We start from the raw sequence: 24,380 nt of genomic DNA, 5'->3' as shown, positions 1-24,380 counted from the left end.
CCAAACAAACATACATTGTGCTGTATATGGCACCCCGTAAATGACATTCGTTTCTTTGCATATTTCATTCTAACTAATTTCATAACCTAACCATTCAGATTGTTTACCGCCCATTTTATTGTAGAGAGTTTGCGCTATAAGATTGTCTTTTGCTGTTTCCCAAGTCATTGATGCAAAACGATTCTTTCGAATGTAATCCAAGCAGGTTTCGAAAAGCTTTTCACCGACTTTTTTCCCTCTTTCTTGCGGGGCAACAAATAAGTCATTTAAAATAGCTTGTCTCTTTACTTTTAAAGAACTAAAAGTAAAATACAAAGTGGCAAAACCTATTATTTTTTCATTTTCTTCAGCCACAAACTGAAGGCCACTTGATGGATTATCCAATAAATGTTGAATCAAGTTCCTTAAATCATTTTCATTCGGTTCAGACTGGTGATAGAAATCTACAATATACTGTCTCATAAGCATATATAAAGAATTCATGTCTTCATTTAATGCAGGACGAACTATTATTTTTCCACTCAACTTTAACTCCTCCAAGACTTGGAATTTTGTCAATTATAGCATGTTTCACTCAAGCACTATTACCCTTGGAGTTGATGTAACATAAGTTTTAATACTTCATTTTGTGACATATCGTTAGTCAATAGTACTTCCCCTTCTACACCGAGATAATCCTTTGGATTCCACCATGCACGCAAAGAATCCTCTCCGAATTCCATTTTTTTCGAACTAGAGTTGTGACGTATGACCGTTTCCTCAAACGATAAATCAAAATAATAAGTATATATCCTTTCGTTAAAGAACTGGATTAAGCTATTTAGCATTTCACCATAATAATGTTTATATAAAATTCCTTCCACAATAACAAATTCACATTTATCTTTACCATACTCTGCAATTTGGCGAATCAACTCAATAGAAAGATTCCCTTCTCTGTCGTGAACCTTCAACATTTCACGGCGAACGACATCTTGAGAAACCAAAAGCGTTCCTGGTCCCAAATGATTTTGAAGACTTTTCGCTGTCGTTGTTTTTCCACTCCCCGAATTTCCTCGTATGATAATTAGCTTAGATTCCATATTCTCCCCCACTTCCTAATTTTCTTCTTTTTATATAATCTTTCATTGAACTCAAGGACATCTTCTTATTTTTATTTCATTCTCTATATGAATCAATTATTCCTTTTAAACAACCTTATTTGTAGCACTTATAAGCAATAATGCCTACTTTTTGGTTTTAAAATAAATCTTTCTAGGAATGTGTATGAGGGAACACTAAATTATGGAGTTGGACAAAAAAGGACCCAGAGATCGGAATAGTTTATATTCACGAAATTAGGGTCGCATTTAAAGATATTTTATTAGTTAGACACCAACATACGTTAGCAATGCACAACACTCAACATGATACGTATGAGGAAATAAATCTACTGGTTGAACTACTTCTAATTGATATCCAAAAGGGATAAGTTCTTTAATATCTGTTGCAAACGTATCTGGATTACAAGAAACATAGACAATGCGCTCTGGTTTGGATCGGCCAATTCTCCGCATTACTTTTCCTCCAGCTCCGGAACGAGGCGGGTCGAGCAATAATAATTCAGGTTTTCCAAAGGTCTCTAATACTTGGTCGATTCCTAACCTAGCATCTTTCGCTAAGAAATATGTGTTAGAGATGTTATTATCCTCTGCATTTCTTTTTGCAGATTCAATAGAAGTTTCTACGATTTCAATTCCGGCAAGTTCAGCTACCCGGCTTGCAAATGGAAGCGAGAAGGTACCAACTCCACAGAAAAGATCAATCATCTTTTCAGTCTTTTTCGGTTGCCCCATTTCTAAAGCAATTTCAACTAATTTTTGTGCTTGGGTTGGGTTCGTTTGGAAAAAGGTATCAAACCAAAGACGATAACGGTATCCAATCAACTCGTCATATATAAAATCACGGCCAGATAATATATGAGTTTTTGCTGCTTGAGCCCGGTCAGCCCATTCCGTATTTTCGAGCCATAATAAGCTTTTTACTTTCGGGAAGTTTTTCTCAATTCTTTTAGATAAGTCGTGTACGGCATGCTCTAGATGGGCAATAGGAGCTTCCGTAGCAAATAAAGCTAGCATGATTTCACCTGTTGCAAAAGACTCTCTAACCATTAAATGACGTAGCAATCCTTCATGAGTATCTTTATTATAACCTGGCAATTTGTGTTCAAGCGCCCACTTTGCAACCTCCATGGCCGCTTCAACCATTTCTTTACCGGCAATAAGACATGTTTCTAATGAAATAATACTGCGAAAATTTCCTTGTTCATGTAAACCAAGTGTTCCATCTGGCGAAAACGTAAATTCCATTTTATTGCGGTAATGCCACGGGTCCTCCATCCCTACAGTATCTTGAACGAGGGAAGGGTCAAACCCTTGTGCTTCAATTGCTTGTTTTACATGATTCGTTTTTTGTTTCAATTGACCAGAGTAGTCCCAATGCTGCCAAACACATCCGCCACATTTTTGAAAATGGGGGCAGACAGGATCTATTCTTTCGGGATGAGACTGCAAAATTTCTTCCGGCTTCGCTCTCCATCTTCTTACCCACGGTCGCTCCACGGTGACACTCACTTTTTCACCTGGAAGAGCGTACGGAATCGTTAATTTTAATTTCTTGGAATTCCCATGTTCGTTTTCTCGCCAAACGACCGCCTGTCCCGAACCTTTTACATCTAATTGATGTATGTCGGCAACAAAGCTCTCTCCTTTTATATTCGTCAATATAGGTCCCTCCTAGAATATTTCGCTTATATCAAATGAAAATATCATCTATGATTATTCAACATACTTTCCTATTATAGCGAAACAATGACGGAGTGGGAATAAGGGAGAAATGATTGCCATTGCAATATTATTTATACATCTAGATTTATTACTGCTTGATTACCTTTTGAGAAGATGCATTTTCGTACATGCAAATAAGAAACGATTAACGCTGCAAACCAACCTAATAAGGCAATTACTGCAAGAATTGGCAATAAACTTATTTCAAAAGCTGTACGTCCGAGAATTGTTTGTATCCCGATAAAGACAATGGAAATCAACCAAGACACGCTGCCTATGTGGAGAAGTGCACGGGCTCGCTTCTCATTGGATTCTGCTTGTTCAATTAACCAACCTAATACTGGTAATGTCTGCAATGCATGAAATCCTAGTCCATGTAAAACGATGAAATTTCCAGCTTGCCCAGTGTAGCGACTTTGAAGAACGGACATGAAAATGCCTGCAGCGAAAGAGATCATCGTCGAAAGAAAAGCATAGCGTATGCTTAGTATGAGAAATGGATGTTTGATCACATTCCTTTTTTGAAAAAATGAAAGGGCGACAAATACCGTCAAAGCAATCAGCACCAATGATATCAATCCGAAGAAAATCCCAACAACTATATCTGTAATCGTTCCAACTTGGGTGAATCTTGGATTAATACCTCGAAAATGCTGTATTGTTTCAATCCCATAAAAGATTAGAATGGTAGCAGCAAATCCCCATCGAATTCTCTTTCGACTACGATCACTTAACCCAGATATCGGCAAAAAAGCAGCGATGGACAATATAAAAATAGCAATTGCAGCATTAAAGGAAAATGCACTCTCCACATTTCCTTCCGGAAGAATCTCACCTCCATATACAGCAACATAAATGGCACAGATTGCAGCGAGCAAAAAACCTATCATTCCCATCATGACTAATAACCATTCTTCTGAGAATAACTTATTAATGAATTTTGAAACGATCTTCATTTTACATCAATCCCCTTTGCGTTTATTTATCAATCAATAAATAACATAGTGTGAAAAAAGACAGATTCATTCTGCCTTCATTCATTCCTCTATTCAAAACAAAGCAATTGTGGTAATTCCAAAACCTCTGCGACCGTAATCAAAAATCCAGTGCCCAAAAACTGACTTGCACCAGCTTCTGGGTTTGGACTTCCTGCTCTTTTTAACTTTTCAGCAACTAATTCATGAACTATCCGAAATTTCTCCTTAACGTGGTCACGAATTTCTGGTTCTGAAATGGCATGAGACTGCATAACTAAAATGATTTCATCTTTATGTGTTTTCATTATATCCAGGAATGCATGACCCATCGTATCCATTAATCGATCCGAAGGTGCATCCACCCCTGAAAAAGCTTCATAAATTCTCTTAGTTGCCCGATCAATAACGGCAATAAAAAGTTCTTCTTTATTTTTAAAGAAGTGAAATACATATGGTTGTGTAACTCCTGCTGCTTTTGCGATAAGAGCTGTCGTTGCCTTGTAATATCCATTCTCTGCAAAAATACCTACAGCTTTATCCAATATCAGTTCTTTTTTATCTTCACGAACGGCCATGTTGGTCAACTCTCTTTAATTTATTTATTAATTGATAAATAAATAGTATTCCACTTACAAATTATTGTCAAGTTGTATTTTTATTAAAATTTATCGAGTTCGAAAAAACTACTACCAGTTTAGACAACTGCATCCATAATAAGATCGGATCGGATGAGCAAACTAAACAGTTTATTAATCCGTCTCATACATGATCTTTCCAGTCTGTGAAATATCATAATCCCCCAGAGAGTTCACTTCTGACTGGAATTGCACGGAAGATAGAATTTTTTTAACCGTATTATTCAGTCGTTCATTTTCGGGAGTTTTTAGCATAACAAGATCGTAGCGTTCTGTTATTAATGGAATAAAATCAATGTTCACCATTTTTGCAACCTTTTCATTTCCCACTCCCACATCTGCCAAACCCGCAGCAACAGTAGATGCCACACTAAGATGATTGCTCTCTTCATGATCATAGCCCTGGATGTTTCTTGGGTTAATTTTGTGAAGTCTTAGTTGTTCATCGAGAAGGATTCGTGCTCCAGAACCCTTTTCTCTATTAACAATCTTAATTTTTTCGTTATTTAAATCCGACCACGAGTTGATATGGAGGGGATTCCCTTTTTTAACATATAAGCCTGCTTTCCTTGAAAGGAGGTTGAGCATTATATAAGGATGGCCGACTAGTATTTTTTTTATGTAAGGAAGATTATATTCGCCTGTATCACCATCAAACATGTGCAAACTAACAATGTCACATTCTCCATTATACATAGAGATAAGGCTATTTAAACTTCCCGTAAAAGAACGCAATGCTTTAAAGGATGAATGCTTCTCGATATGTTTGCCGAGAATATCTAAAACAAGATCCTGTCCACTAATAACAATTTTATTTAAACTTTTTGTGTCATTTTTCGGAGTCTTCGGAGAAGATTTAGGGATTCCGTTTGTCTTTTGCTGGAGTATGTAGTCATCAAGGTCTTTAGCATCAATTCTAATCTGTCTTCCTACACGAAAAACAGGTATTTTCCCTTTTTTCACAAGATCGTAAAGGGTTAGTTTTGAAACCTTTAGAAGCTGTGACACTTCTTCAATCGTATAAGAAAGTTCCTTCGACATTTTCATCCCTCCCCTTTTTATTTTAACGTATTGACCTAGAAAAAAATATACACTAATTCCCTTCTCTTTTTACTTATAACTAATTATAATTAGTTATAAGTAATTATAATTAGTTGGAAAAGGTGAGAATGATGAAAAAGCTTTTCCCTTTATTTTTCTTCCTAATGCTACTTGTCGTCTCAGGATGTTCGTCCAATAAATCGGAAACATCCAAAAAAGAAGTGGAGCTGACCATTTCTGCTGCTGCAAGTTTACAAGATGCATTGAATGATATTAAGCCCCTTTTTGAGGAGGAAAATCCTTATATTAGTTTAAACTTTAATTTCGGTGCTTCTGGTGCACTTCAACAGCAAATTTCTCAAGGGGCACCTGTTGATCTTTTCTTTTCTGCTGCCGAAGACAAATTTGATCAATTAGTAGGAGATGGACGTATCGATCCAAAACTAGGCATCGATTTAGTTGGAAACGAACTTGTTTTAGTCGTTCCTACTGATTCAAGTATAGGTATTAAATCTTTTGAAGACTTAGTTAAGGCCAATCAAATTTCCATTGGCACCCCAGAGTCTGTGCCAGCTGGACAATATGCAAAAGAAACATTGGAAAACTTAAATATATGGGGAGATTTAGAAGAGAAAGTCGTATATGCTAAAGATGTGAGGCAAGTTCTTACATATGTAGAAACAAACAATGTTGATGCAGGAATTGTGTATAAAACAGATGCACTCATTTCACCAAAAGTTCAAATTGTGGAATCTGCAAAAGAAAACACGCATGCCCCGATTATTTATCCTGTCGGTATAATAAAGGATAGTTCTCATCCAAAAGAAGCAAACCAATTTTACGATTTTCTGCAAAATAAAGCATCCATTGATATTTTCGAAAAGCATGGATTTAAAGGACTGAATTAATTAAAATGGCCACCAACTTTTGGGCACCTATCAAACTTTCCTTAGAGGTCGCTGCTGTCTCAGGATTGATCGTAATAATATTAGGATTATTTTTCGGAAAGGTGATGGCTAACTCAACTTTCAAAGGGAAAACCTTTGTTGAAACAACATTCCTTTTGCCTTTAGTGTTGCCACCATCTGTCGTAGGTTTCTTGTTAATTGTGATATTTGGACGAAATAGCCCAATCGGACAATTGATTGAAACTATATTTAAACATCCAATTATGTTTACATGGTGGGCAGCAGTCATTGCGTCCACTGTCGTCGCTTTCCCGCTGATGTATCAATCTGCGAAAGCAGGCTTTGAAGCGATTGATCACGATATTGAAAATGCAGCACGTGTAGATGGTGCAGATGCATTCAAGCTATTTGCATTCATTACCATTCCGCTTGCACATCGAGCAATTATTTCAGGTGCGATCCTAAGCTTTGCGCGGGGATTAGGTGAATTTGGAGCTACTCTAATGTTTGCTGGGAATATCCCTGGCAAAACCCAAACGATTCCAACCGCAATCTATATAGCGATTGATTCAAACAATATGGAAATGGCTTGGTTGTGGGTCATTAGTATGGTGGGGATTTCCTTTTTAATGTTATTGGGTGTGCGGCTAATGAAATGAAGATTGATTTTTAGACCATACTCCATCCAAGGGCATTGTTATTCTTCTTTTAGCCGGAAATCTAACTCATAGGGACAGATTTTGGAATTCCCTCCTCTTGAAATTCCTCGAAGGATAGGAAAAATTGCTCTGGTGGATTCCCAAGTAAAGTCGTAAATAACCCGTTTTCAAATGAAACTAGATAACTTTCCTTTTGGTTTAGTTCATCCATGAATATTATTTTATATTTTTCTAATGATTCATCTGTTATTGGCTCGTTTAACATATTCAACGTACTTCTACTACTCTTATGAACCATTCTAAAAACTCCATATCCCTTGTATTCTTCTTCAACTAATTGAAATTTACCGTCGATCTTTTTTGACGTCCTAGTATGTATAATTGTAACCACACTGATCACAATAAACGTAGTTTTCACCTATTTTGTAATAATCATCTTCTATCGCTGAAGCCCACAGTTTGGACATTTAATGACTGAAAGCATAGATGCCACCCATCTAGCTCCTTTCCTTTTGTATTTATTGTGGTGTTTTTTGTTTGAATTAAAATCGATTACTCTGTGAGGTAAGGTTGACTGAGAAACGTGCGGTTTATCTTAGTGGGAGAAGAATATGACCAGTGGAGAAGTACGGTCTATCTATACTATTGAACATATTGTCAAAACTGTCAAACAAGTATCAGAGACATCCTCTCATACTTCTGACTAACTTACTTAATTGTAAGTTAGTATAAAAAAGTATACATAGATTAAAAGATTTCACTACTTACATTTTTTATAATAGTCTTATACAATGTAAGGGATTACTTGATAAGGAGGAATAACAATGACTATTCAAAATATCAAGGATTTTACAGTGTTAAACAATGGAGTACATATGCCGTGGCTCGGGCTTGGAGTCTTCCAAGTAGAAGACGGTGATGAAGTCATCAATTCGGTCACTTATGCGCTAGAAGCAGGTTACCGTTCGATTGATACAGCAGCCGGTTATCGTAACGAGTCTGGAGTTGGCACCGCTATTAAGCAAAGCAGCATTGCGCGCGAAGAACTATTCATCACTACAAAGCTAGCAAATTCTGATCAAGGATACGAATCTACGTTAAAAGCTTTTGAAGAGAGCCGCCGCAAACTAGGTCTTGAATATATCGATCTATATTTAATTCACTGGCCAGGAAAAACAAAGTTCGTAGAAACATGGAAAGCCTTTGAAAAACTGCAGAAGGATGGGTATATTCGTGCAATTGGAGTAAGTAATTTTAATATCCATCATTTAGAAACGCTTAAACAAAATAGCGATGTCATCCCTGCGGTAAACCAAGTAGAGTTTCATCCTTTGCTCACTCAGCTGGAACTTCGTCAATATTGTAAAAATGAAGGCATCCAATTAGAAGCTTGGTCTCCACTTATGCAAGGAAATTTAGATTTGCCACAACTTACTGAGCTAGCTGAAAAACATGGTAAAACACCAGCTCAAATTATCCTTCGTTGGGATCTTCAAAATGAAGTTGTGACAATACCTAAATCCGTACGCAAAGAACGCATTCATGAAAATGCTAATATTTTTGACTTTACTCTTTCAAAAGAAGATATGAAGATAATTGATCAAATGAATAAAAACCACCGATTTGGATCAGATCCGGACAAGGTTATTTTTTAAGAGGATAGAGAATCAGGAAAAGCGTAGCAGTCCTATTTCAATAGTGGACGCTACGCTTTTTTCCTAGATTTGATGTATTGTTTAAATGAGTATTGATTTTCAATGAAACTTAGATCTATCGCGTTGAGATTCATGAACTATTTCTCGACTAAAATCATCGTTAGTTCTTTTTGATCGAGAATTATGCACTATCTCTCGATGAAACTTATTATAATGCTTATTTAATCGGGAATGATTCCCAAATTTTGAATAAACCAGACCTCATGCTGATATTTCTACATCCATGTTTCTCATCTCTTTCATTCATTAGCGAAATTACGTCCACTGCGATCCCCAAATCTTCATTTCTTTCAATATCTTATGTAATGCTTGTCCCTTCTCTGTTAAGGAATATTCAACCGTAATAGGAACAGTCGGGGTGACCTTCCGAATAAGCACTTCATTTTCTTCTAGGTGGCGCAATGTATCTGTTAATGCTTTTGGGCTAATTTTTGAAATAGATTTCTGGATTTCGCCGAAGCGTTTTGTTCCCTCAAAAAGCTGTTTTAAAATAAGAAAAGACCATTTGCCGCCGATTACGTTCAATGCCTTTTCAATTGAGCATTCTACTACTAATTCTTCCTTTACTTCTAGCATATCTATATCCTCCTTTATAGCAAATAGTTACTATAATTATTATAGTAAATAACCTATCTTTTATTATATCAAAATTATTTCAGTACTTGTATTAAATAATATGTAGGCATATACTTCGAAGTGAGTAAGCGTTTTAATCTACACCCAATAGAGAGGTGATTGACATGCCAAAAGTTGTCATTACAGGTGGAAGCGGTCTATTAGGACCTTCAGTAATAAAAGAGTTTTTAGATCATGGCTATGATGTCATAAATGCTGATGTAAAAAAACCAAAAGATGAGCTTTGTCGAACTATCATTACTGACTTAACGAACCTCGGACAAGTTCATGGAGTTTTAGCTGGTGCGGATGCAGTTGTTCACCTTGCTGCTATTCCTGTCGCTTATTCACATCCAAATGAAGTAACTTTCCAAAATAATGTGATGTCTACGTACAATATTTTAGAAGCAGCTGGAAATTTAGGCATTAAAAAAGCCGTAATTACTTCTAGTGAATCATCCTACGGCATCGTTTTTTCAAGAAACTTATTAGAGCCACAATATGTGCCAATCGACGAGGAACATCCGCAATTACCGGAAGATAGTTACGGACTATCAAAAATTGTAAATGAACAAACAGCCGACATGATACATCGCAGAACGGGGATTCAAGTCGTTTCCATGCGTTTAGGAAATGTCATAACACCTGAAATGTATGCCAATTTCCCAAACTTTATCCATGACCCAGAACAACGTAAAACCATTGTGTGGAGCTATATTGATTCTAGGGATGCGGCAACAGCGTATCGACTTGCTGTCGAAACAGAGGGACTTGGGTCTGTCGCCTTAAATATTGCGAATGATGAAACTAGTATGGATATCGAGAGCAAACAGTTGATGGAGCAAGTTTTTCCAAATGTAAAAGAGTTTAAAAAAGAATTAACTGGCTTCGAAACCCTTTTTAGCAATGAAAAGGCTAAAAAACTATTAAACTGGCAGCCAGTTCATGTATGGAGAAATTATGTTGAGGTCTCTAAACCTTAAAATTAATAGAAAAAGGAGAATAAATAATGGTCTACTTAGCAGATGACAAAAGATATGACACAATGAAATACAATCGTACAGGAAATTCTGGACTTTTATTACCAGCGATTTCACTAGGGCTATGGCATAACTTTGGTGGTGTCGATACATACGAAAACGGGCGCGCGATGCTTAGAAGAGCATTTGATCTAGGAATTACACATTTTGACCTTGCAAACAATTACGGACCTCCAGCTGGATCAGCGGAAACGATGTTTGGCGAAATGCTTGCGACAGATTTCAAACCGTACCGTGATGAAATGGTCATCTCTACTAAAGCGGGTTATTGGATGTGGAATGGCCCTTACGGCGAATGGGGCTCGAAAAAATATTTGATTTCAAGTCTTGATCAAAGCTTAAAACGCATGGGATTAGACTATGTTGATATTTTCTACTCTCACCGTCCAGATCCAAACACACCATTAGAAGAAACGATGGGTGCTCTTGACCAAATCGTTCGTCAAGGTAAAGCCTTATATGTCGGAATTTCAAGCTACTCTCCAGAGCAAACAGCGGAAGCCGTTAGAATTCTAAATGATTTAGGTACACCTTTACTAATCCATCAACCAAGCTACTCTATGTTAAACCGTTGGATTGAAGATGGGTTGCAAGATGTGCTAGATGAAAATGGCGTTGGATCGATTGCATTCTGTCCATTACAGCAAGGTTTGTTAACGAATAAATACTTAGGTGGTATTCCGAAGGATTCACGTGCCGCAAGTTCAACTGGTGCACTTAATGAGAACCAGGTGACAGAGGAAGTAGTTCAAAAGGTTAGAATGTTAAATGACCTTGCTTCTGAAAGAGGCCAAACGCTCGCGCAAATGTCCTTAGCGTGGGTGCTTCGCGGAGGACGTGTGACATCTGCCCTCATTGGCGCTAGCCGTGTAAGCCAAATTGAAGATAATGTTGCTGCATTAAATAACCTTGATTTCAGTGAAGAAGAACTTGCAAAAATCGATGATATTTTGAAAGGTTAATCATAATAAAAATTCTTCGAGTACGAACGCTCGAAGAATTTTTTATTTTACTTTCACAATAAAATCTAGTAAATGGTTATCACGAACAGGAAACTTTTCTTTTACATCAAGACTTTCACTATCCAACACGATGATATGATTCTTTCCATTATCATTACTCATCTCTTTTACATAAACTTCTTTTTCTTCCGTATTCTGATACAAAGGCTCATACCAGCTGTCTGTATTAGCAAAGGTTTCGTTAAATAACTCGAAAACCGGTTCATCTTTTATATGGAAAATGCCTAATGAGTATTTATCTTCTTCAACGTTTAAACAATATAAGATTCTATGTTCATCTAAAACTAATTGTCCGTTTCCACTATAATAATCTTGTTTAGGAATATTTTTAAAAGGCTTAAATATCTTAAATTGAAAATCTTTATTATAGACATACATTTTTCCATTCTCTCCTAATATATAAGCATAATCATCCGTTGAAAAAAGAGGGGTTAAATCCATGTTATCTGTCCCAAAAGTTTCGTATGTAATAGAACCCTTATTTAAGTCCGTAATGGCAATTCCATGATATTCGTATTCATCGTCATTTCCTATTGCCCCTGCTGTCCCATATAATATCTTTCCTCTAAAATGTAAGATTGGCGAAGAAAGAGGAGAGCGACGATAATCTGTTTCGATGCTTTGTTGTGTAGCGGCATTTGAAATTGAAACTTTGAAGCCATCGAATTTTTCATTATAACGCTGATCGCCCGTTTTATGTGATGCAAGAGTCTGAAAAACAACATCATCTCCATAGTGCATAATATGGTCAATTCCAACCTTGTTTTCTAGATAATCAATATTCTCTTTTTTAAATCTATTTTTTTGAATATCATACGTAAAATAATATTCACCTCCCATACCGCCAAAAAAAGAAATATATAATTGATTCGTATCATTTGGTTTCTGGTGTGGAATCATTCTTCCAAAATCATCATCAAAAACTTTGTACTGTTTTACAACTTCTCCACTGTTCGTCACTTCTTTTACTAATGTAAATTTCTGAGAAAAACGATAATCCGCAGGATAAAAAAGAAGATAATGGCCTTCTTTATCAGATGTCTCTCGTGAAAAATGTTCAATGCCATTTATAAATATATACTTATTTTTGCTTTGCCATTGGGTCAAAAGAACAATTAACAAAAATAAAAAAAATGCAGAAAAAACAGCTATAGACAACCATATTTTTTTATTCATTATTTCCCCCGATATTTCATGGATAGTTTCCCATCATATGTCAATTATATACAATTGTAAATTTAAAGTCGCACTAATTTCCAAAATAAAAAGCCCTACAAAGAGATAACTCCTTGCAGGACCTTTCCATTAATTTTCTTCTATTTCTTTACGGTTTTTCTTAAGCATCTTAGATAGTATTTCATACACAATTGGTACGATAATAAGCGTCAATAACGTTGAGCTTGTTAAACCGCCAATAACTGTAATCGCGAGGCCTTTTGAGATCATACCGCCTCCACCTTCAGCGCCAATCGCCAATGGAATTAAGGCGCCAATTGTTGCGATGGCTGTCATAAGGATAGGACGTAGACGGGTAGAGCCCGCTTCTAGTATGGCTTCGCGCATATTCATGCCTCCGCGTTCCATTCGAACAATTCTATCCACGAGTACGATCGCATTCGTTACGATAATCCCAATCAACATGAGGAGTCCCATCATAACCGATACAGATATCGTTTCGCCGGCAATCCATAGTCCGACAAACGAACCTATAACTGCAAATGGCAATGAGAACAATATGGCAAATGGAGCCGTACCTTCACCAAATGTAACGACAAGGATGAAGTAAACGATCGCGATTGCCGCTAGCATCGCTACACCAAGCTGTGTAAATGTCTCAGTCATATCTGCTGCTACACCTGCTACGTCAACCGAAACACCTTTAGGTAAATCCAGTTTATCAATTGCTTTATCCATTTCAGAAGATGCTTTTGATACATCATTACCGATGACTTTTCCCGAAACCGTTGCGTAGTATTCACCTTTACTGCGTGCAAGAGTGTTCAAGGTAGTCCCTTTCTCTACTTCAACAAGATCGGAAAGTGGCATTGTTGTGCCTAGCGCTGTCGGTACTTCTGTTTTTAAAATATCGTCAATTGATTTTGGTTGTTCCTTTTGTTCTTGCTGGACAATTACATTTAATGTGTCGCCGTCTTTTTTAACCGTCGTTAAAATATCCTGCGATTTGTTTGGACTTAACATCATCACGATTTGTCCTGTTGTTAAGCCATATTGCAGCAACTCATCTTGCTCTACTTTAAATGTATATTCTACATACGGATCCTCTGTACTAGACTTAACGTCTTCTAGACCGTCGTTTTCTTTCATCTCAGCTTCTACCATTTTTACTGCATCATTAAGTTTATCTAAATCTTCACTGTAAAAAGTATAGCTGACTTCACTAGTTGACATTCCCATGGACGTAAAGTCTTGGTTTTTCCATTCGCCTGATTGATCAATATTGAATACATAGTCTTCAACATCCTTGCGAACTTCTGGGAAATCCTTCATATCAGGATCAAAAATTAAGTACATTAATGCACCATTTCCGCCCCCGCCCATCATCGCAGCCATCTGATCGCCGCCATCTGTGATAGATAATTGAACGATATCAATATCATCACGTTTTAACATTTCCTGCTCTACAGCTTTCACGTTTTCTAACGTTTCATCTTTTAGCTCGCCTGTCGCTGGTGTGTATGTTAAATACATGACTTTTTCTTCTTCACTGCCCATAAAGCTAAATCCAATAAGTGGAGTTAAACATAAACTGCCAACTAATAACAAAATTGAAATAATAGAGGTAATAGCTTTATGGTTTAACGTCCAGTTAAGGATACCTTTGTACGAATTCGCTAATTTCCCTGCTTCTTTATGACTCTTATTAGTCTTCTTACTGTATAATTTTTTCTTAAATAAGAAGTGAGATAATGCAGGAACGATCGTGATCGCTACTAATAGCGAAGCTCCTAACGCAAACGTCATCGTCAATGCGAATGGCATGAATAACTCGCCGACCATTCCACCTACAAAAATGAGTGGTGCAAAAACGGCAACTGTTACGATCGTAGAGGATGCAATAGGCTTGAACATTTCAAGTGTTGCCTCACGAATAAGTGCTCGCCCCGTTAATTTCTCTTCTTTCAAATGCAGCCTTCGATATATATTTTCCACGACAACTATCGAGTCATCAATGACACGTCCAATGGCTACCGTAACCGCACCTAGTGTCATCATATTGAGTGTAATATCTAACCAGTTCAGGATCATTAAAGCCATAAAAATAGAAACTGGGATGGACACGATTGATATTACAGTCGATTTAAAATCACGCAAGAACAAGAGGATAATTAAAACGGCAATTAATCCACCAAATAACGCTTTTTCAACCATCGTTTTAATGGAGTCTTCGATTGGCTTACCTTGGTCAAGTGATACATCAATGATCAGGCCATCAACTTTCGCCTTTTCATCTTTAATTAACTCTTTCACACTGTTTACGACATCCACCGTGTTTGCTTGTTGGCCTTTTACAATTTGAATGGCAATCGCTTCTTTGCCATTTGTACGAGAAACCGATTCTACTTTACCGACTTCATCAATTTTTGCAATATCGCTAAGCTTTACAAATGGAGATGGATTTGTTTCCGAAGGCGTAACAGGTATAAGCATGTTCTTTAATTCATCGGCAGTCATAAATTTCCCGTCGATGGCTACAGCTTGTTCGCCTTCTTCAAACTCATAAAGACCTAATGAAACGGATAAATCGCTTGCTTGAATCATTTGCTTAACTGTGTCTTCAGTAAGATCCAGTTCAGCCATTTTTTCTTTATTATAAATAAGCTCTACTTCTTCAATGTGTTGCCCTGTGACTGTCGCAGATGCAACACCTTCTATTTTCTGAATTTTAGGCAGTAAAATATCCTCTACTGTAGAAGTTAATTCAACGATATCTTCTTTTTCACTACTTACACTTAATGCAACGACCGGCATCATATTCATGCTAATCGCTGTAATACTAGGCGTCTGCGCGTCTTCTGGCAGTTTCACTGCATCTAATGCAGATTGCAATGCTCGCTTCGCCTCATCCATATCGATGCCATATTCATATTCCACTTGAATACTTGCCATGTTAGAATAAGAATTAGAATAGACGGCCTTCACATCTTCTAAGTTTTCCGCTGCTTTCTCCAAAGGCATGGACACATCTTCCATGACTTGTTCAGGAGTTGCTCCAGGATATACACCCGTTACCATTAAATATGGAATCGTTATATCTGGAATCGTCTCTGTTTTCATGCGTGTTCCTGCATAAATTCCAGATGCAGTAATAATGATTGTTAATAGCCAAACGGCTAACTTATTTTTCAGTACAAAATTGACTAAACCTTTCACTGTTATCCTCTACCCCCACTTTTTAATATGAATGCAACATCTTGCACTATTGACTTTTCAAGCCTATTTACTTATAGTAATGACTAATTGGTCATTTGTCAACGATGGAATATAGGAGCGAAAAAATAACATGATTAAAAAACAATTAATTATGGAAAAAGCATTAGAATTGTTTGCCAAACAAGGATTCGAGTCAACATCCGTACAACAAATAACGGATCAATGTGGAATCTCTAAAGGGGCCTTTTATCTTTCATTTAAATCGAAGGACGAGTTGATCATAACATTAATTGATCATTTCATGATGGAAATTACCTCGGATATTGACCATATAGTCAAAAATTCAAATAATGATCAATTATTATATGACTTTTACTATGCAACCTATCATTATTTTTATAAACATTTGGATTTTGCCAAAATGTTTATGAAGGAACAAACGCAAACCTTTAATAAAGAGTTCATGTTAAAAATGCGCCACTATGATAAATTACATGAAAAAACCATATTAACAATGATTGAGCGTTTATATGGCGAGGAAGTAAAATATACAAAATACGATTTAATATATTGCATTAAAGGATTTATGAAAATGTATGGGGAGTTATTTTTATTTAAAAGTGTCCCAGTAGATTTTTACTTACTCGCCGAATCACTTGTGGAAAAAACAAATATTTTAGCTAAGCATATGACGGTCTCTTTTATTTCTGAAGAGCATAAGAAACTGGTTGATTTAGGGATGCATGAGGCTGTCACAAAGGAACAGATTATTGAAATGATCGATCAAAAAGTTGAAGAAATGGAAGAATCCGTTGAAAAGGAATCATTAATATTACTTAAAGAGCAGCTTTTAGTCACAACTCCAAGTCTCGCTATTATAAAAGGATTATTAGAAAATATTCGGAATCATCCTCATTGCAAATGGATTGCGTATTTGCTTAGAGATTTTTATAAATCGAATACTTAAAGTGGTGATCACATGAAAACAAAGCTTTATGTAAATAATGAAAAAATGGTAGCCGGTATAACGTTAAAAGATTTATCCGAATTAGAAAGTAATAACACGGCTCTTCATGCATGTAAAAACCTTGAAGATGTGTTGGAGAATCGGAAAAAATTGGCCTCATATTTGCAATGTGAACTGTCCAATTTTGTCTGCGCAAAGCAAACCCATAGCTCGAATTCCTATAAGGTGACAATGAAGGAAAAAGGAAGAGGCGCTCACCTTATGGAAACTGCCATTCCCGACACGGATGCGCTATACACCTATGAGCCGAATTTAGTATTATCCAGCTTTAATGCTGATTGCGTTCCAGTGATTTTTTATCATGAAAAAACAGGTGTAGTCGGTGTCATACATTCTGGATGGCAAGGCACTGTAAAAGAAATTACATTAAAACTTTTCAAACATTTAGTTCAGGCTGAAAATTGTAATCCGAATGATTTTCATGTCCAAATATGCCCTGCCTTAAGTCAAGAAAAATTTGAAGTCGATGAAGATGTGTATGTAAAATTCAACGATCTAGGTTATGCCGACAAATTTATGCACTATAACAAACGTACTAATAAATATCATATTGATAATCAGCTAACCGTGAAGAAACAATGTATGCTTGCAGGTATTCCCGAAGAGAAAATCTCGGTTGATCGAACTTGTACATTTAAAAGCGAGGATGGCTTCTCATACCGTGAAGACAAACAATGCGGAAGACATTTATGTTTTATAATGAAAAGGTAAAAAGTCGCAAGATTTGCGACTTTTTTATTTGCGCATATGAATTAGCAATTTCCGCAAAAATTTTCCTTAACTCTTTTCTTTGCTTTCTCCTGATCGTTTTCCATCTTAGAAGCCACGATGGACAAATATAGGTTTTTCACTGGCAGTTTGTCCAGCATCCAGGTTTTGTTGGACAAATCCTTTACTTCAGCTTGCAGTTTGTCCAGCACCATTGATTCCCAAACAATTTACTTATTAAAAATGCTGCCTAGAGAAATTAGGCAGCATGGTGTTATTAAAAGTTATGTTCCACAATAAGTTCGATAAGGAGTCTTCGAATCAGGCACTAAGGCGTATTCCGCTTGTTTAGGTGAATGCTCATATGGGTTTGAAAGTACAGTAAGAAACCTCTCCATCACGCTATAGTCACTACGTTCAACCACTGCCTCTAAAGATTCTTCCATATGATGATTTCTCGGGATGATTGCAGGATTACTTTTCTTCATTAATTCTATTGATGAATCTTTTGTTTCTGGTTGTCTTTCGAGTCTTGCCTGCCACCTATTTTTCCATTTAATGAATTCTGGGGATTCACACATACCCTTTGTATCAAAAGTTAAAGCTAGGAAAGTATTCGTGTAGTCAGCATGTTGCTTTTTCATTATATCAAGGAGATCATTTATTAACGCTTCATCCTCTTTTTCCGAGCTAAAAAAACCTAGCTTTGATCTCATACCAGAAAGCCAATAGGAGTGGTATAGAGTGCTGAAATTTGAGATCTTTTCTTGAGCTTTTTCAATCGCCTTCTCTTGATTTTCATCCAATAGCGGCAATAGCGTTTCGGCAAATCGTGATAAGTTCCATGCTCCAATATAAGGCTGATTTCCATATGCGTAGCGCCCTTGAATGTCAATCGAACTAAAGACAATCGCCGGGTCGTACGTATCCATGAAAGCACACGGGCCATAATCAATCGTCTCTCCGCTTATCGTCATATTGTCTGTATTCATTACTCCGTGAATAAAGCCGACAAGCATCCACTTTGCAATAAGTTCGGACTGACGCTTGATCACCGCTTCAAGAAATGCAAGGTAGCGATTTTCATTCGCTTCAATACTCGGATAATGGCGCTCTATCGCATAGTCAGCTAATTTTTTTAGGTCTTCTACCGTCCCCCACTGCGCTGCGTATTCAAAGGTCCCGACACGAAGATGACTAGCAGCCACACGGGTTAGAATAGCACCCGGCAGCTCCGTTTCTCGAATAATCATCTCACCTGTTGCCACCACTGCTAGACCCCTAGTAGTAGGAATTCGGAGAGCATGCATCGCTTCGCTCATAATATATTCACGCAGCATTGGACCAAGCGCAGCTCTACCATCGCCGCCTCGGGAATAGCGGGTTCTACCTGAACCTTTCAGCTGGATATCCACCTTATCTCCTCGAGGCGTAATCTGCTCCCCCAGCAAAACAGCACGGCCATCTCCCAACATCGTAAAGTTTCCGAACTGATGCCCAGCATACGCTTGTGCAATAGGCACAGCACCTTCAGGAATTTTATTTCCTGCGAGCACTGCCACGCCACCATCGCTTTGAAGTGCCTCTATGTTAAAACCGAGGGCCGTGGTTAAAAGTTGATTGAGAATGATTAACTTTGGTGAATTTACCGGGGTAGGGTTGGTGTCCGTGAAAAACGAACTCGGCATTCTTACATAGCTGTTCTCTAAGTTCCATCCCGCTTCTTGTTTAGCCATAGACTCTCCTTTGAAAGTGTTTTTTAAAATATATCCATTATTATACCCTTTAGGAAGAGGAATACGCTGTATTTGGAAGGTAGATAATATATGTTGTTGGAGCGAATTTCATGAAATTTTCTTACCTGGCAATATTTTAGGATTAAATTTCCTGCCCAATCCAAACAATAGAAAAAAGGAATCAACCCATATGGAAGGCTAACAATCATATCTGTATAGCTAATGATATTTTCCATTAGTAATCGATAAAATAAGTATAAAGAATACGGCAGTGTTATAAGCAAGGCACTTCCTACTCCAAGCGCGTAAGTCCCCAAAAATAGAGATTGACCGACATGGGTAAAAAGGTGAAGAAATAAGAGAACAAACCTTTAAACCTAAAAATAAATGATAGAAATCTTTTTCCACGACAAGAAAGGTAGCGATAATATATACAATAAATTGCATAAATACGGGTATCGAAAATCTCGCTGCGGTCGTTTCGGATAAATCACGAAATACCTTTTTCATCCTTTTTGGCACCTTTGGTTCCACTCTTGAATAGTTTTTCTCGAACCATGACTCAACGAAAATAATAACTTCAAAGTCATGCATTAAAAATATTATGGGAAAAGCCAAACTACCGTTGCTAAACTAATATTCGTATTAAGCCATTCCAGCATTTAAGGAAATCTACCTTTCTAATTCTATCTAAAAATCTTTGCTATTTTTTTTACTAATTCTGGACCGCATATATTTGAAAAGTGGATCATTAAATGATCTCGTGCCTCTTCCTTGCTCAAATAAATCGTTTCAATGTTATTTCTAGTTGCCCAAGAATCATACGTTTCAAAAGCTGTACTGCTCCACCCTTTCTTTTCACCATCTTCACTCACTTTTTCTTTAATCCCAGAAATAACGATATCCATCGAACCTTGCAATTCTAGCAATCCACGATCGAATAACTTTTTTTGTTCTTTTTCCCTTAGGCCTGCTCTTGACCTCAATACTCTAGTATCTATCCCCTCTTCTTGACTAATAATCTCGTATAGATCACGAGCTTCTTTCGATATATTTCCTTTAAAATAGCGTTCCTTTACAGATTCATTTAATCCAAGAACAATTTTTACGTATGGAAGAAGCTGACGGGATACCAAAATTGACTTTTTCTTAATGAATTTTCCGTATCCTGCAACCCCATCTGTAGAAAACTTTATTCTCCAATTCCAAGGATCGAATTCCGTATCGGAATGCCAAGCTCCTGGTTCAGTTATGCTGCCTAAGGAAGGATAGTCTGCTATTAATGGCGCAAGTGGCAACAAGCCAATCTCTTCAATAACCTTTATCGCTTCCTCATAAGTTTTAATTTTATATTCCATCAACTACCAGCTCCCTTTAACATTAAATTCCATGAACATACGTGATTATCCTCCTTGCGGATAATTGAAAAAAATCGTCCAATTAAAGGACGATTTCTTGTGATTTAACTATGCTTCTTCAATAGATCAATGGTCTTCCTGACACCTTCTCGCTGATCACCAGGTCCTTCAAATTCTACTGAGTAGTAACCGTCATAATGATGCTTCTTCACGATGTCCATACACTTGCCAAAATCGAATTGAACATGACTTCCGTCTTCATTGAACTCATATGTTTTCGCATGAACTAAGATCGGGTTATTAAAAATCATATCAATCGCTTCGTAGCGAATTTCTGGATCAAAGTTTCCGAAATCAGGGCACACTCGGAAATTTGGATGATTGACCATTTCAAATAGCTTTATAATATTTTTAGGATCTGCCGACATACCACCGTGGTTTTCTAGAACTAACGCAACACCTTTCGTCTCGGCATATTTAGCAAGTTCTCTATAAGAATCTGCTGTTATACTAAGATCGAAAACACCTTCTGGCTGCTGTCCAGTATTGACCCTAGCTCCCTTACTTCCTAAGTAAGCCGCTATGTCGATCCAGGATTTAATAACTTCTAAATCTGATTTGCGTTTTTCTTCATCCAACCCAGAGATATTACCGTAATCGATTGGCATATTGAGCACTTTCACGCCGTATTTCTCAAGTGCTTGCTTCACGTCTTCAAGATTTTCCGGCTTGTTGAGGCTCATTTCATCCATGACTTCCATAAAGCCGCCGATTGCTTGCTGAATTTTTTCAGGGTCAGGACTGCTGAACTGCTCAAGAGCAAATTTCATTTTCTCTGCACCCTCTGGACTAACATTACCTACCATCCAATGAACCATTTCAACTGCGTCTGCTCCGAAGTCCTCTTTAACGACACGAACGAAGTCTACCATCGTCATCCCTTTTTCAACAAATTCTTTGTTCAAACTCCAGCTTGATACACCAATTTTCATACCCATTTCCTCCCCATTATGTATATTTACATGGATGCCCCGCCTTGACAGGCAAGCATGCATCTATTAATAGAATAACATTTAAAGCGCGCTTTATTTAGTAATCTAGCAGACTTAATTTCCAAATTTATTTTATAAAAGATCATTTTCTAATGGGCTTCTATAGGCACCATGCCCCATTACGTAAGTTCATAACTTACAAAAGCTAAATACTTACTATCTGGTGACCAGGAGTTCACATTAATCGTTCCTTGTCCTCCAAACAGTTTTACAAGTGAACGTGATTCGCCTCCTGAACTTGACATTAAACGTAACTCCACCTCTTTATTCGGTGGATGATCACCTGGTTCGACATCACCTTTTCGATAAGCAATATAGGCTATGCTTTTTCCATCTGGAGATACATGTGGAAACCAGTTATTGCTTTCTTCAGATGTCATTTGCGTCTGCTCGCTGCCATCTGCATTCATGCGCCAGACTTGCATAAGGCCCGAACGTGTCGAATTAAACCAAATATGTTTGCCGTCTGGTGAATATTCCGGACCGTCATCTAACCCCGAGAAATTCGTTAACTGCTCTTCCTCTCCTCCGTTTGCAGGGATCGTATAAATATCATATTGACCATTCCGTTCAGCGCAATAAGCTAATGTTTTGCCATCAGGTGACCAGCCGTGCAAATAAGAAGGCGCCATTGGTGTTATAAGCGTTGGGTTGCCACCTTTAAGCGGCAAAATATATATACGGGATTGCCGATCTTCCAACGTATGATGGCTTACAGCAATTTGAGTTTCATCTGGAGACAAAACATGATCGTTATTGCAAAAGTTGGCAAATCCCGAATCAATCACAGCGTTTTCAAGAGTATGGATGTCAAAAGAATATAGAAGACCTCCACTGTTGTAAATAAGCTTGTCATCACGAGTCCAATTAGGAGCTTCTATCACATAATCAAATGCAGCCAACGTTTTTCTCTCACCAGTTTCTATATTTATAATCTCTAAGAAACTTTTTGTATTTTCCCTCATATGAAAGCTAGATGGGTTTTTCAATGTTTCCATCTTCTTTCCCCCTTTTCATTTCGTTTACTACTTCACTAATTCAATAAAAAATTGCAAAAACCTGCAATTTTTTTAAAAATAATAAGGATCTGTCCTACTTCGTCCGGTGAACGGTCAAATTAACCTTGCTCGTCTCACACATATAAGTAGAAAGGTGGACTGGTTCGTCTTTAGCATCATAAGCTATTTTTAATATCCTAAATAGATTTGCGCCAATATCGCATCCAAATAAATGAGCGTATTCCTTTGTCGCACCAATTACATCAATAATTTTATCATTGCTAACAATTTCCGTTTGATAATCTTCCGAAAAAATTTTGTAGGTCGATTCATTTCCAGTAATTTTCTTCTCTAAATCAGGAAAACGAATGAGTGAATAATGAGCAATATCATAAAAAAGAGGACGATCATTTACATACATGAGCCTTTCCAGCTCTAGAATAGGACTTCCCACTTCAATGGATAAATGTTCAGCTATATCTTCTGATGCAGGAATTACTTCACTTTTTAATATTCGTGAATTAGGGATCATTCCTAGCTGGTGACTGAATTCAGAAAATCCACTAACTGATAATAATTCATTCTGGAATTTATTTGTCGTAACAAAGGTCCCTCTTCTAGGAATTCGCGTTAATAGCCCCTCCTTAACTAATTCCTCAATAGCTTTTCGAATCGTGATTCGGCTAACATTATACATTTCACATAGCTCTGCCTCAGTTGGTATCTGTTCATCTTGTTTGTATGTTCCATCCTGAATATTATTTTTCAACATTTGCCTTATTTGCATGTACAATGGCTGAGGAGTCGCTGGATTTAAATTCATATAAATCTTCCCTTATCATTCTATTATTCATCTATTATACATTGCCTAGAAATACTGGTCACCATGCCCCAAAGTATCGGATCGTTTCTGCTGCCATTTTTGAACCCAAATCTAAACAATCCGTTATGGAAAGCCCTTTCACTCTTCCGTAAATAAAACCAGCTATAAAAGAATCTCCCGCTCCCATCGTATCGATTACATCAGAATCAACTGCACAACATGTGTAAAAATTTTCTCCATCATAGGCTATAGAACCATTTTCACCTAAAGTTGCAACAGCAATGGGAGATCCAAGGGTGTTAATATTCATTAAATATTCGCGGATAAAGGAATCATCTTTCGTGTAGGAGAAGAATGAGTAATCCACGAACTTCGGTAATGATTCAACAAGATGATGATCTAATTTATCAGAGAAATCAAAAGAGGTAGACACTCCCATTTCTTTAAAAAGCGGATAATATCCTTCCACATGTCCGTAAATCCCCGCATGTACAAGCAGGTGTTTTCCAATAAAATCTAGTTCCTCCCTTGTTAAAATAAAGTCAGCCATAACTCCCTCGTAATAATCTCCAAAACAACGTTCATTGTTCACCAATTCCACATAAGAGATAGCCGTTTTCCCTTCCTTCTTTGATAGGTGGGATACATCGACCCCCTTTTCTGAAATACTGTTTTTCATTACTTCTCCATATGAATCACTGCCTACCCAACCAATATAAGCTGAACGAGCTCCTAACCGTTTTAAAAATACAGCAACATTTACGGGATTTCCTCCAGGATACGCTTCACCCCTTGGCTGATAGACATCCATACAATTATCGCCGACCGTAATGATTCTCATCTTCTCCC

At 37.3% G+C, this 24,380-nt stretch carries 24 protein-coding genes; 7 read left to right on the top strand and 17 right to left on the bottom strand.

The genetic code is table 11. The features are described 5' to 3' along the window. Nucleotides 1-69 precede the first annotated feature (69 nt). From KHA96_RS09230 to KHA96_RS09205, 6 genes are all read right to left on the bottom strand, one after another. On the bottom strand, nucleotides 70-525 hold the full coding sequence (locus KHA96_RS09230) for a GNAT family N-acetyltransferase (protein ID WP_213129021.1): 456 nt from the start codon (nucleotides 523-525) through the stop codon (nucleotides 70-72). A 59-nt stretch (nucleotides 526-584) separates the two neighbouring features. Next, nucleotides 585-1,082, bottom strand: a complete 498-nt coding sequence (locus tag KHA96_RS09225) for a kinase (protein WP_213129020.1) — start codon at nucleotides 1,080-1,082, stop codon at nucleotides 585-587. 285 nt (nucleotides 1,083-1,367) lie between these two features. Further along, nucleotides 1,368-2,762 carry a 23S rRNA (uracil(1939)-C(5))-methyltransferase RlmD gene (rlmD, locus tag KHA96_RS09220; RefSeq protein WP_213129019.1) on the bottom strand — a complete coding sequence of 465 codons (1,395 nt, stop codon included), beginning with the start codon at nucleotides 2,760-2,762 and terminating at the stop codon, nucleotides 1,368-1,370. Nucleotides 2,763-2,896: 134 nt separating this feature from the next. Further along, the gene (locus tag KHA96_RS09215) at nucleotides 2,897-3,781 is read right to left on the bottom strand and encodes a hypothetical protein (protein ID WP_213129018.1); all 885 of its coding nucleotides are present in this window, start codon (nucleotides 3,779-3,781) and stop codon (nucleotides 2,897-2,899) included. An 89-nt stretch (nucleotides 3,782-3,870) separates the two neighbouring features. Next, a complete protein-coding gene (locus KHA96_RS09210; protein WP_213129017.1) occupies nucleotides 3,871-4,377 on the bottom strand; it encodes a TetR/AcrR family transcriptional regulator in 507 nt (168 codons plus the stop codon). Nucleotides 4,378-4,551: 174 nt separating this feature from the next. After that, the gene (locus KHA96_RS09205) at nucleotides 4,552-5,478 is read right to left on the bottom strand and encodes a helix-turn-helix transcriptional regulator (RefSeq protein ID WP_213129016.1); all 927 of its coding nucleotides are present in this window, start codon (nucleotides 5,476-5,478) and stop codon (nucleotides 4,552-4,554) included. Nucleotides 5,479-5,609: 131 nt separating this feature from the next. Here KHA96_RS09205 and modA point away from each other — a divergent pair, with 131 nt between their 5' ends. Together modA and modB are read left to right on the top strand one after the other, a co-directional pair. Continuing rightward, nucleotides 5,610-6,386 (top strand): molybdate ABC transporter substrate-binding protein, encoded by a 777-nt coding sequence (gene modA / locus KHA96_RS09200; RefSeq protein ID WP_213129015.1) that lies wholly within the window; start codon nucleotides 5,610-5,612, stop codon nucleotides 6,384-6,386. 5 nt (nucleotides 6,387-6,391) lie between these two features. After that, nucleotides 6,392-7,045, top strand: a complete 654-nt coding sequence (gene modB / locus KHA96_RS09195) for a molybdate ABC transporter permease subunit (protein WP_213129014.1) — start codon at nucleotides 6,392-6,394, stop codon at nucleotides 7,043-7,045. A 61-nt stretch (nucleotides 7,046-7,106) separates the two neighbouring features. On the opposite strand, the gene KHA96_RS09190 is transcribed toward modB, so the two are convergent. Then, on the bottom strand, nucleotides 7,107-7,445 hold the full coding sequence (locus KHA96_RS09190; protein WP_213129013.1) for a type III secretion system chaperone family protein: 339 nt from the start codon (nucleotides 7,443-7,445) through the stop codon (nucleotides 7,107-7,109). A 424-nt stretch (nucleotides 7,446-7,869) separates the two neighbouring features. Here KHA96_RS09190 and KHA96_RS09185 point away from each other — a divergent pair, with 424 nt between their 5' ends. Beyond that, nucleotides 7,870-8,700: an aldo/keto reductase gene (locus tag KHA96_RS09185; RefSeq protein WP_213129012.1), complete on the top strand. Its 831-nt coding sequence runs from the start codon at nucleotides 7,870-7,872 to the stop codon at nucleotides 8,698-8,700. 315 nt (nucleotides 8,701-9,015) lie between these two features. Here KHA96_RS09185 and KHA96_RS09180 read toward each other — a convergent pair whose 3' ends face one another. Continuing rightward, nucleotides 9,016-9,336 carry a winged helix-turn-helix transcriptional regulator gene (locus tag KHA96_RS09180; RefSeq protein ID WP_213129011.1) on the bottom strand — a complete coding sequence of 107 codons (321 nt, stop codon included), beginning with the start codon at nucleotides 9,334-9,336 and terminating at the stop codon, nucleotides 9,016-9,018. 164 nt (nucleotides 9,337-9,500) lie between these two features. On the opposite strand from KHA96_RS09180, the gene KHA96_RS09175 reads away from it, so the two are divergent. Both KHA96_RS09175 and mgrA read left to right on the top strand, forming a co-directional pair. Then, nucleotides 9,501-10,358: an NAD-dependent epimerase/dehydratase family protein gene (locus tag KHA96_RS09175; protein ID WP_213129010.1), complete on the top strand. Its 858-nt coding sequence runs from the start codon at nucleotides 9,501-9,503 to the stop codon at nucleotides 10,356-10,358. Nucleotides 10,359-10,384: 26 nt separating this feature from the next. Next, nucleotides 10,385-11,377: an L-glyceraldehyde 3-phosphate reductase gene (gene mgrA / locus KHA96_RS09170; protein ID WP_213129009.1), complete on the top strand. Its 993-nt coding sequence runs from the start codon at nucleotides 10,385-10,387 to the stop codon at nucleotides 11,375-11,377. Between the two features lie 42 nt (nucleotides 11,378-11,419). Here the strand turns inward: mgrA and KHA96_RS09165 are convergent, their stop codons facing one another. Together KHA96_RS09165 and KHA96_RS09160 are read right to left on the bottom strand one after the other, a co-directional pair. Beyond that, nucleotides 11,420-12,613, bottom strand: coding sequence for a hypothetical protein (locus KHA96_RS09165; protein ID WP_213129008.1), 1,194 nt, complete (start codon nucleotides 12,611-12,613; stop codon nucleotides 11,420-11,422). 129 nt (nucleotides 12,614-12,742) lie between these two features. After that, entirely contained in the window at nucleotides 12,743-15,829 is a 3,087-nt protein-coding gene (locus tag KHA96_RS09160; protein WP_213129007.1) for an efflux RND transporter permease subunit, read from the bottom strand. A 130-nt stretch (nucleotides 15,830-15,959) separates the two neighbouring features. On the opposite strand from KHA96_RS09160, the gene KHA96_RS09155 reads away from it, so the two are divergent. Continuing rightward, nucleotides 15,960-16,796 carry a TetR/AcrR family transcriptional regulator gene (locus tag KHA96_RS09155; RefSeq protein ID WP_213129006.1) on the top strand — a complete coding sequence of 279 codons (837 nt, stop codon included), beginning with the start codon at nucleotides 15,960-15,962 and terminating at the stop codon, nucleotides 16,794-16,796. Between the two features lie 12 nt (nucleotides 16,797-16,808). Further along, nucleotides 16,809-17,567, top strand: coding sequence for a peptidoglycan editing factor PgeF (gene pgeF, locus KHA96_RS09150; RefSeq protein ID WP_213129005.1), 759 nt, complete (start codon nucleotides 16,809-16,811; stop codon nucleotides 17,565-17,567). Nucleotides 17,568-17,848: 281 nt separating this feature from the next. Here the strand turns inward: pgeF and KHA96_RS09145 are convergent, their stop codons facing one another. The 7 genes from KHA96_RS09145 to frlD form a co-directional block, all read right to left on the bottom strand. Next, nucleotides 17,849-19,300 (bottom strand): protein adenylyltransferase SelO, encoded by a 1,452-nt coding sequence (locus KHA96_RS09145; protein WP_213129004.1) that lies wholly within the window; start codon nucleotides 19,298-19,300, stop codon nucleotides 17,849-17,851. A 219-nt stretch (nucleotides 19,301-19,519) separates the two neighbouring features. Beyond that, entirely contained in the window at nucleotides 19,520-19,918 is a 399-nt protein-coding gene (locus KHA96_RS09140) for an HXXEE domain-containing protein (protein WP_213129003.1), read from the bottom strand. 68 nt (nucleotides 19,919-19,986) lie between these two features. Next, on the bottom strand, nucleotides 19,987-20,658 hold the full coding sequence (locus tag KHA96_RS09135; protein ID WP_249315424.1) for an AlkZ-related protein: 672 nt from the start codon (nucleotides 20,656-20,658) through the stop codon (nucleotides 19,987-19,989). A gap of 104 nt (nucleotides 20,659-20,762) precedes the next feature. Beyond that, nucleotides 20,763-21,650 carry a sugar phosphate isomerase/epimerase family protein gene (locus KHA96_RS09130; RefSeq protein ID WP_213129001.1) on the bottom strand — a complete coding sequence of 296 codons (888 nt, stop codon included), beginning with the start codon at nucleotides 21,648-21,650 and terminating at the stop codon, nucleotides 20,763-20,765. 179 nt (nucleotides 21,651-21,829) lie between these two features. Next, on the bottom strand, nucleotides 21,830-22,708 hold the full coding sequence (locus KHA96_RS09125; RefSeq protein WP_249315422.1) for a TolB family protein: 879 nt from the start codon (nucleotides 22,706-22,708) through the stop codon (nucleotides 21,830-21,832). Nucleotides 22,709-22,802: 94 nt separating this feature from the next. Further along, the gene (locus tag KHA96_RS09120; RefSeq protein ID WP_213129000.1) at nucleotides 22,803-23,531 is read right to left on the bottom strand and encodes a GntR family transcriptional regulator; all 729 of its coding nucleotides are present in this window, start codon (nucleotides 23,529-23,531) and stop codon (nucleotides 22,803-22,805) included. 58 nt (nucleotides 23,532-23,589) lie between these two features. Then, on the bottom strand, nucleotides 23,590-24,372 hold the full coding sequence (gene frlD / locus KHA96_RS09115; protein ID WP_213128999.1) for a fructoselysine 6-kinase: 783 nt from the start codon (nucleotides 24,370-24,372) through the stop codon (nucleotides 23,590-23,592). Nucleotides 24,373-24,380: the final 8 nt, after the last annotated feature.

The sequence above is a fragment of the Bacillus sp. FJAT-49711 genome, assembly GCF_018343715.1.
In the GTDB taxonomy this organism is placed as follows: Bacteria; Bacillota; Bacilli; order Bacillales; family Bacillaceae_C; genus Lederbergia.
This window is presented reverse-complemented; position numbering and strand designations above follow the sequence as displayed.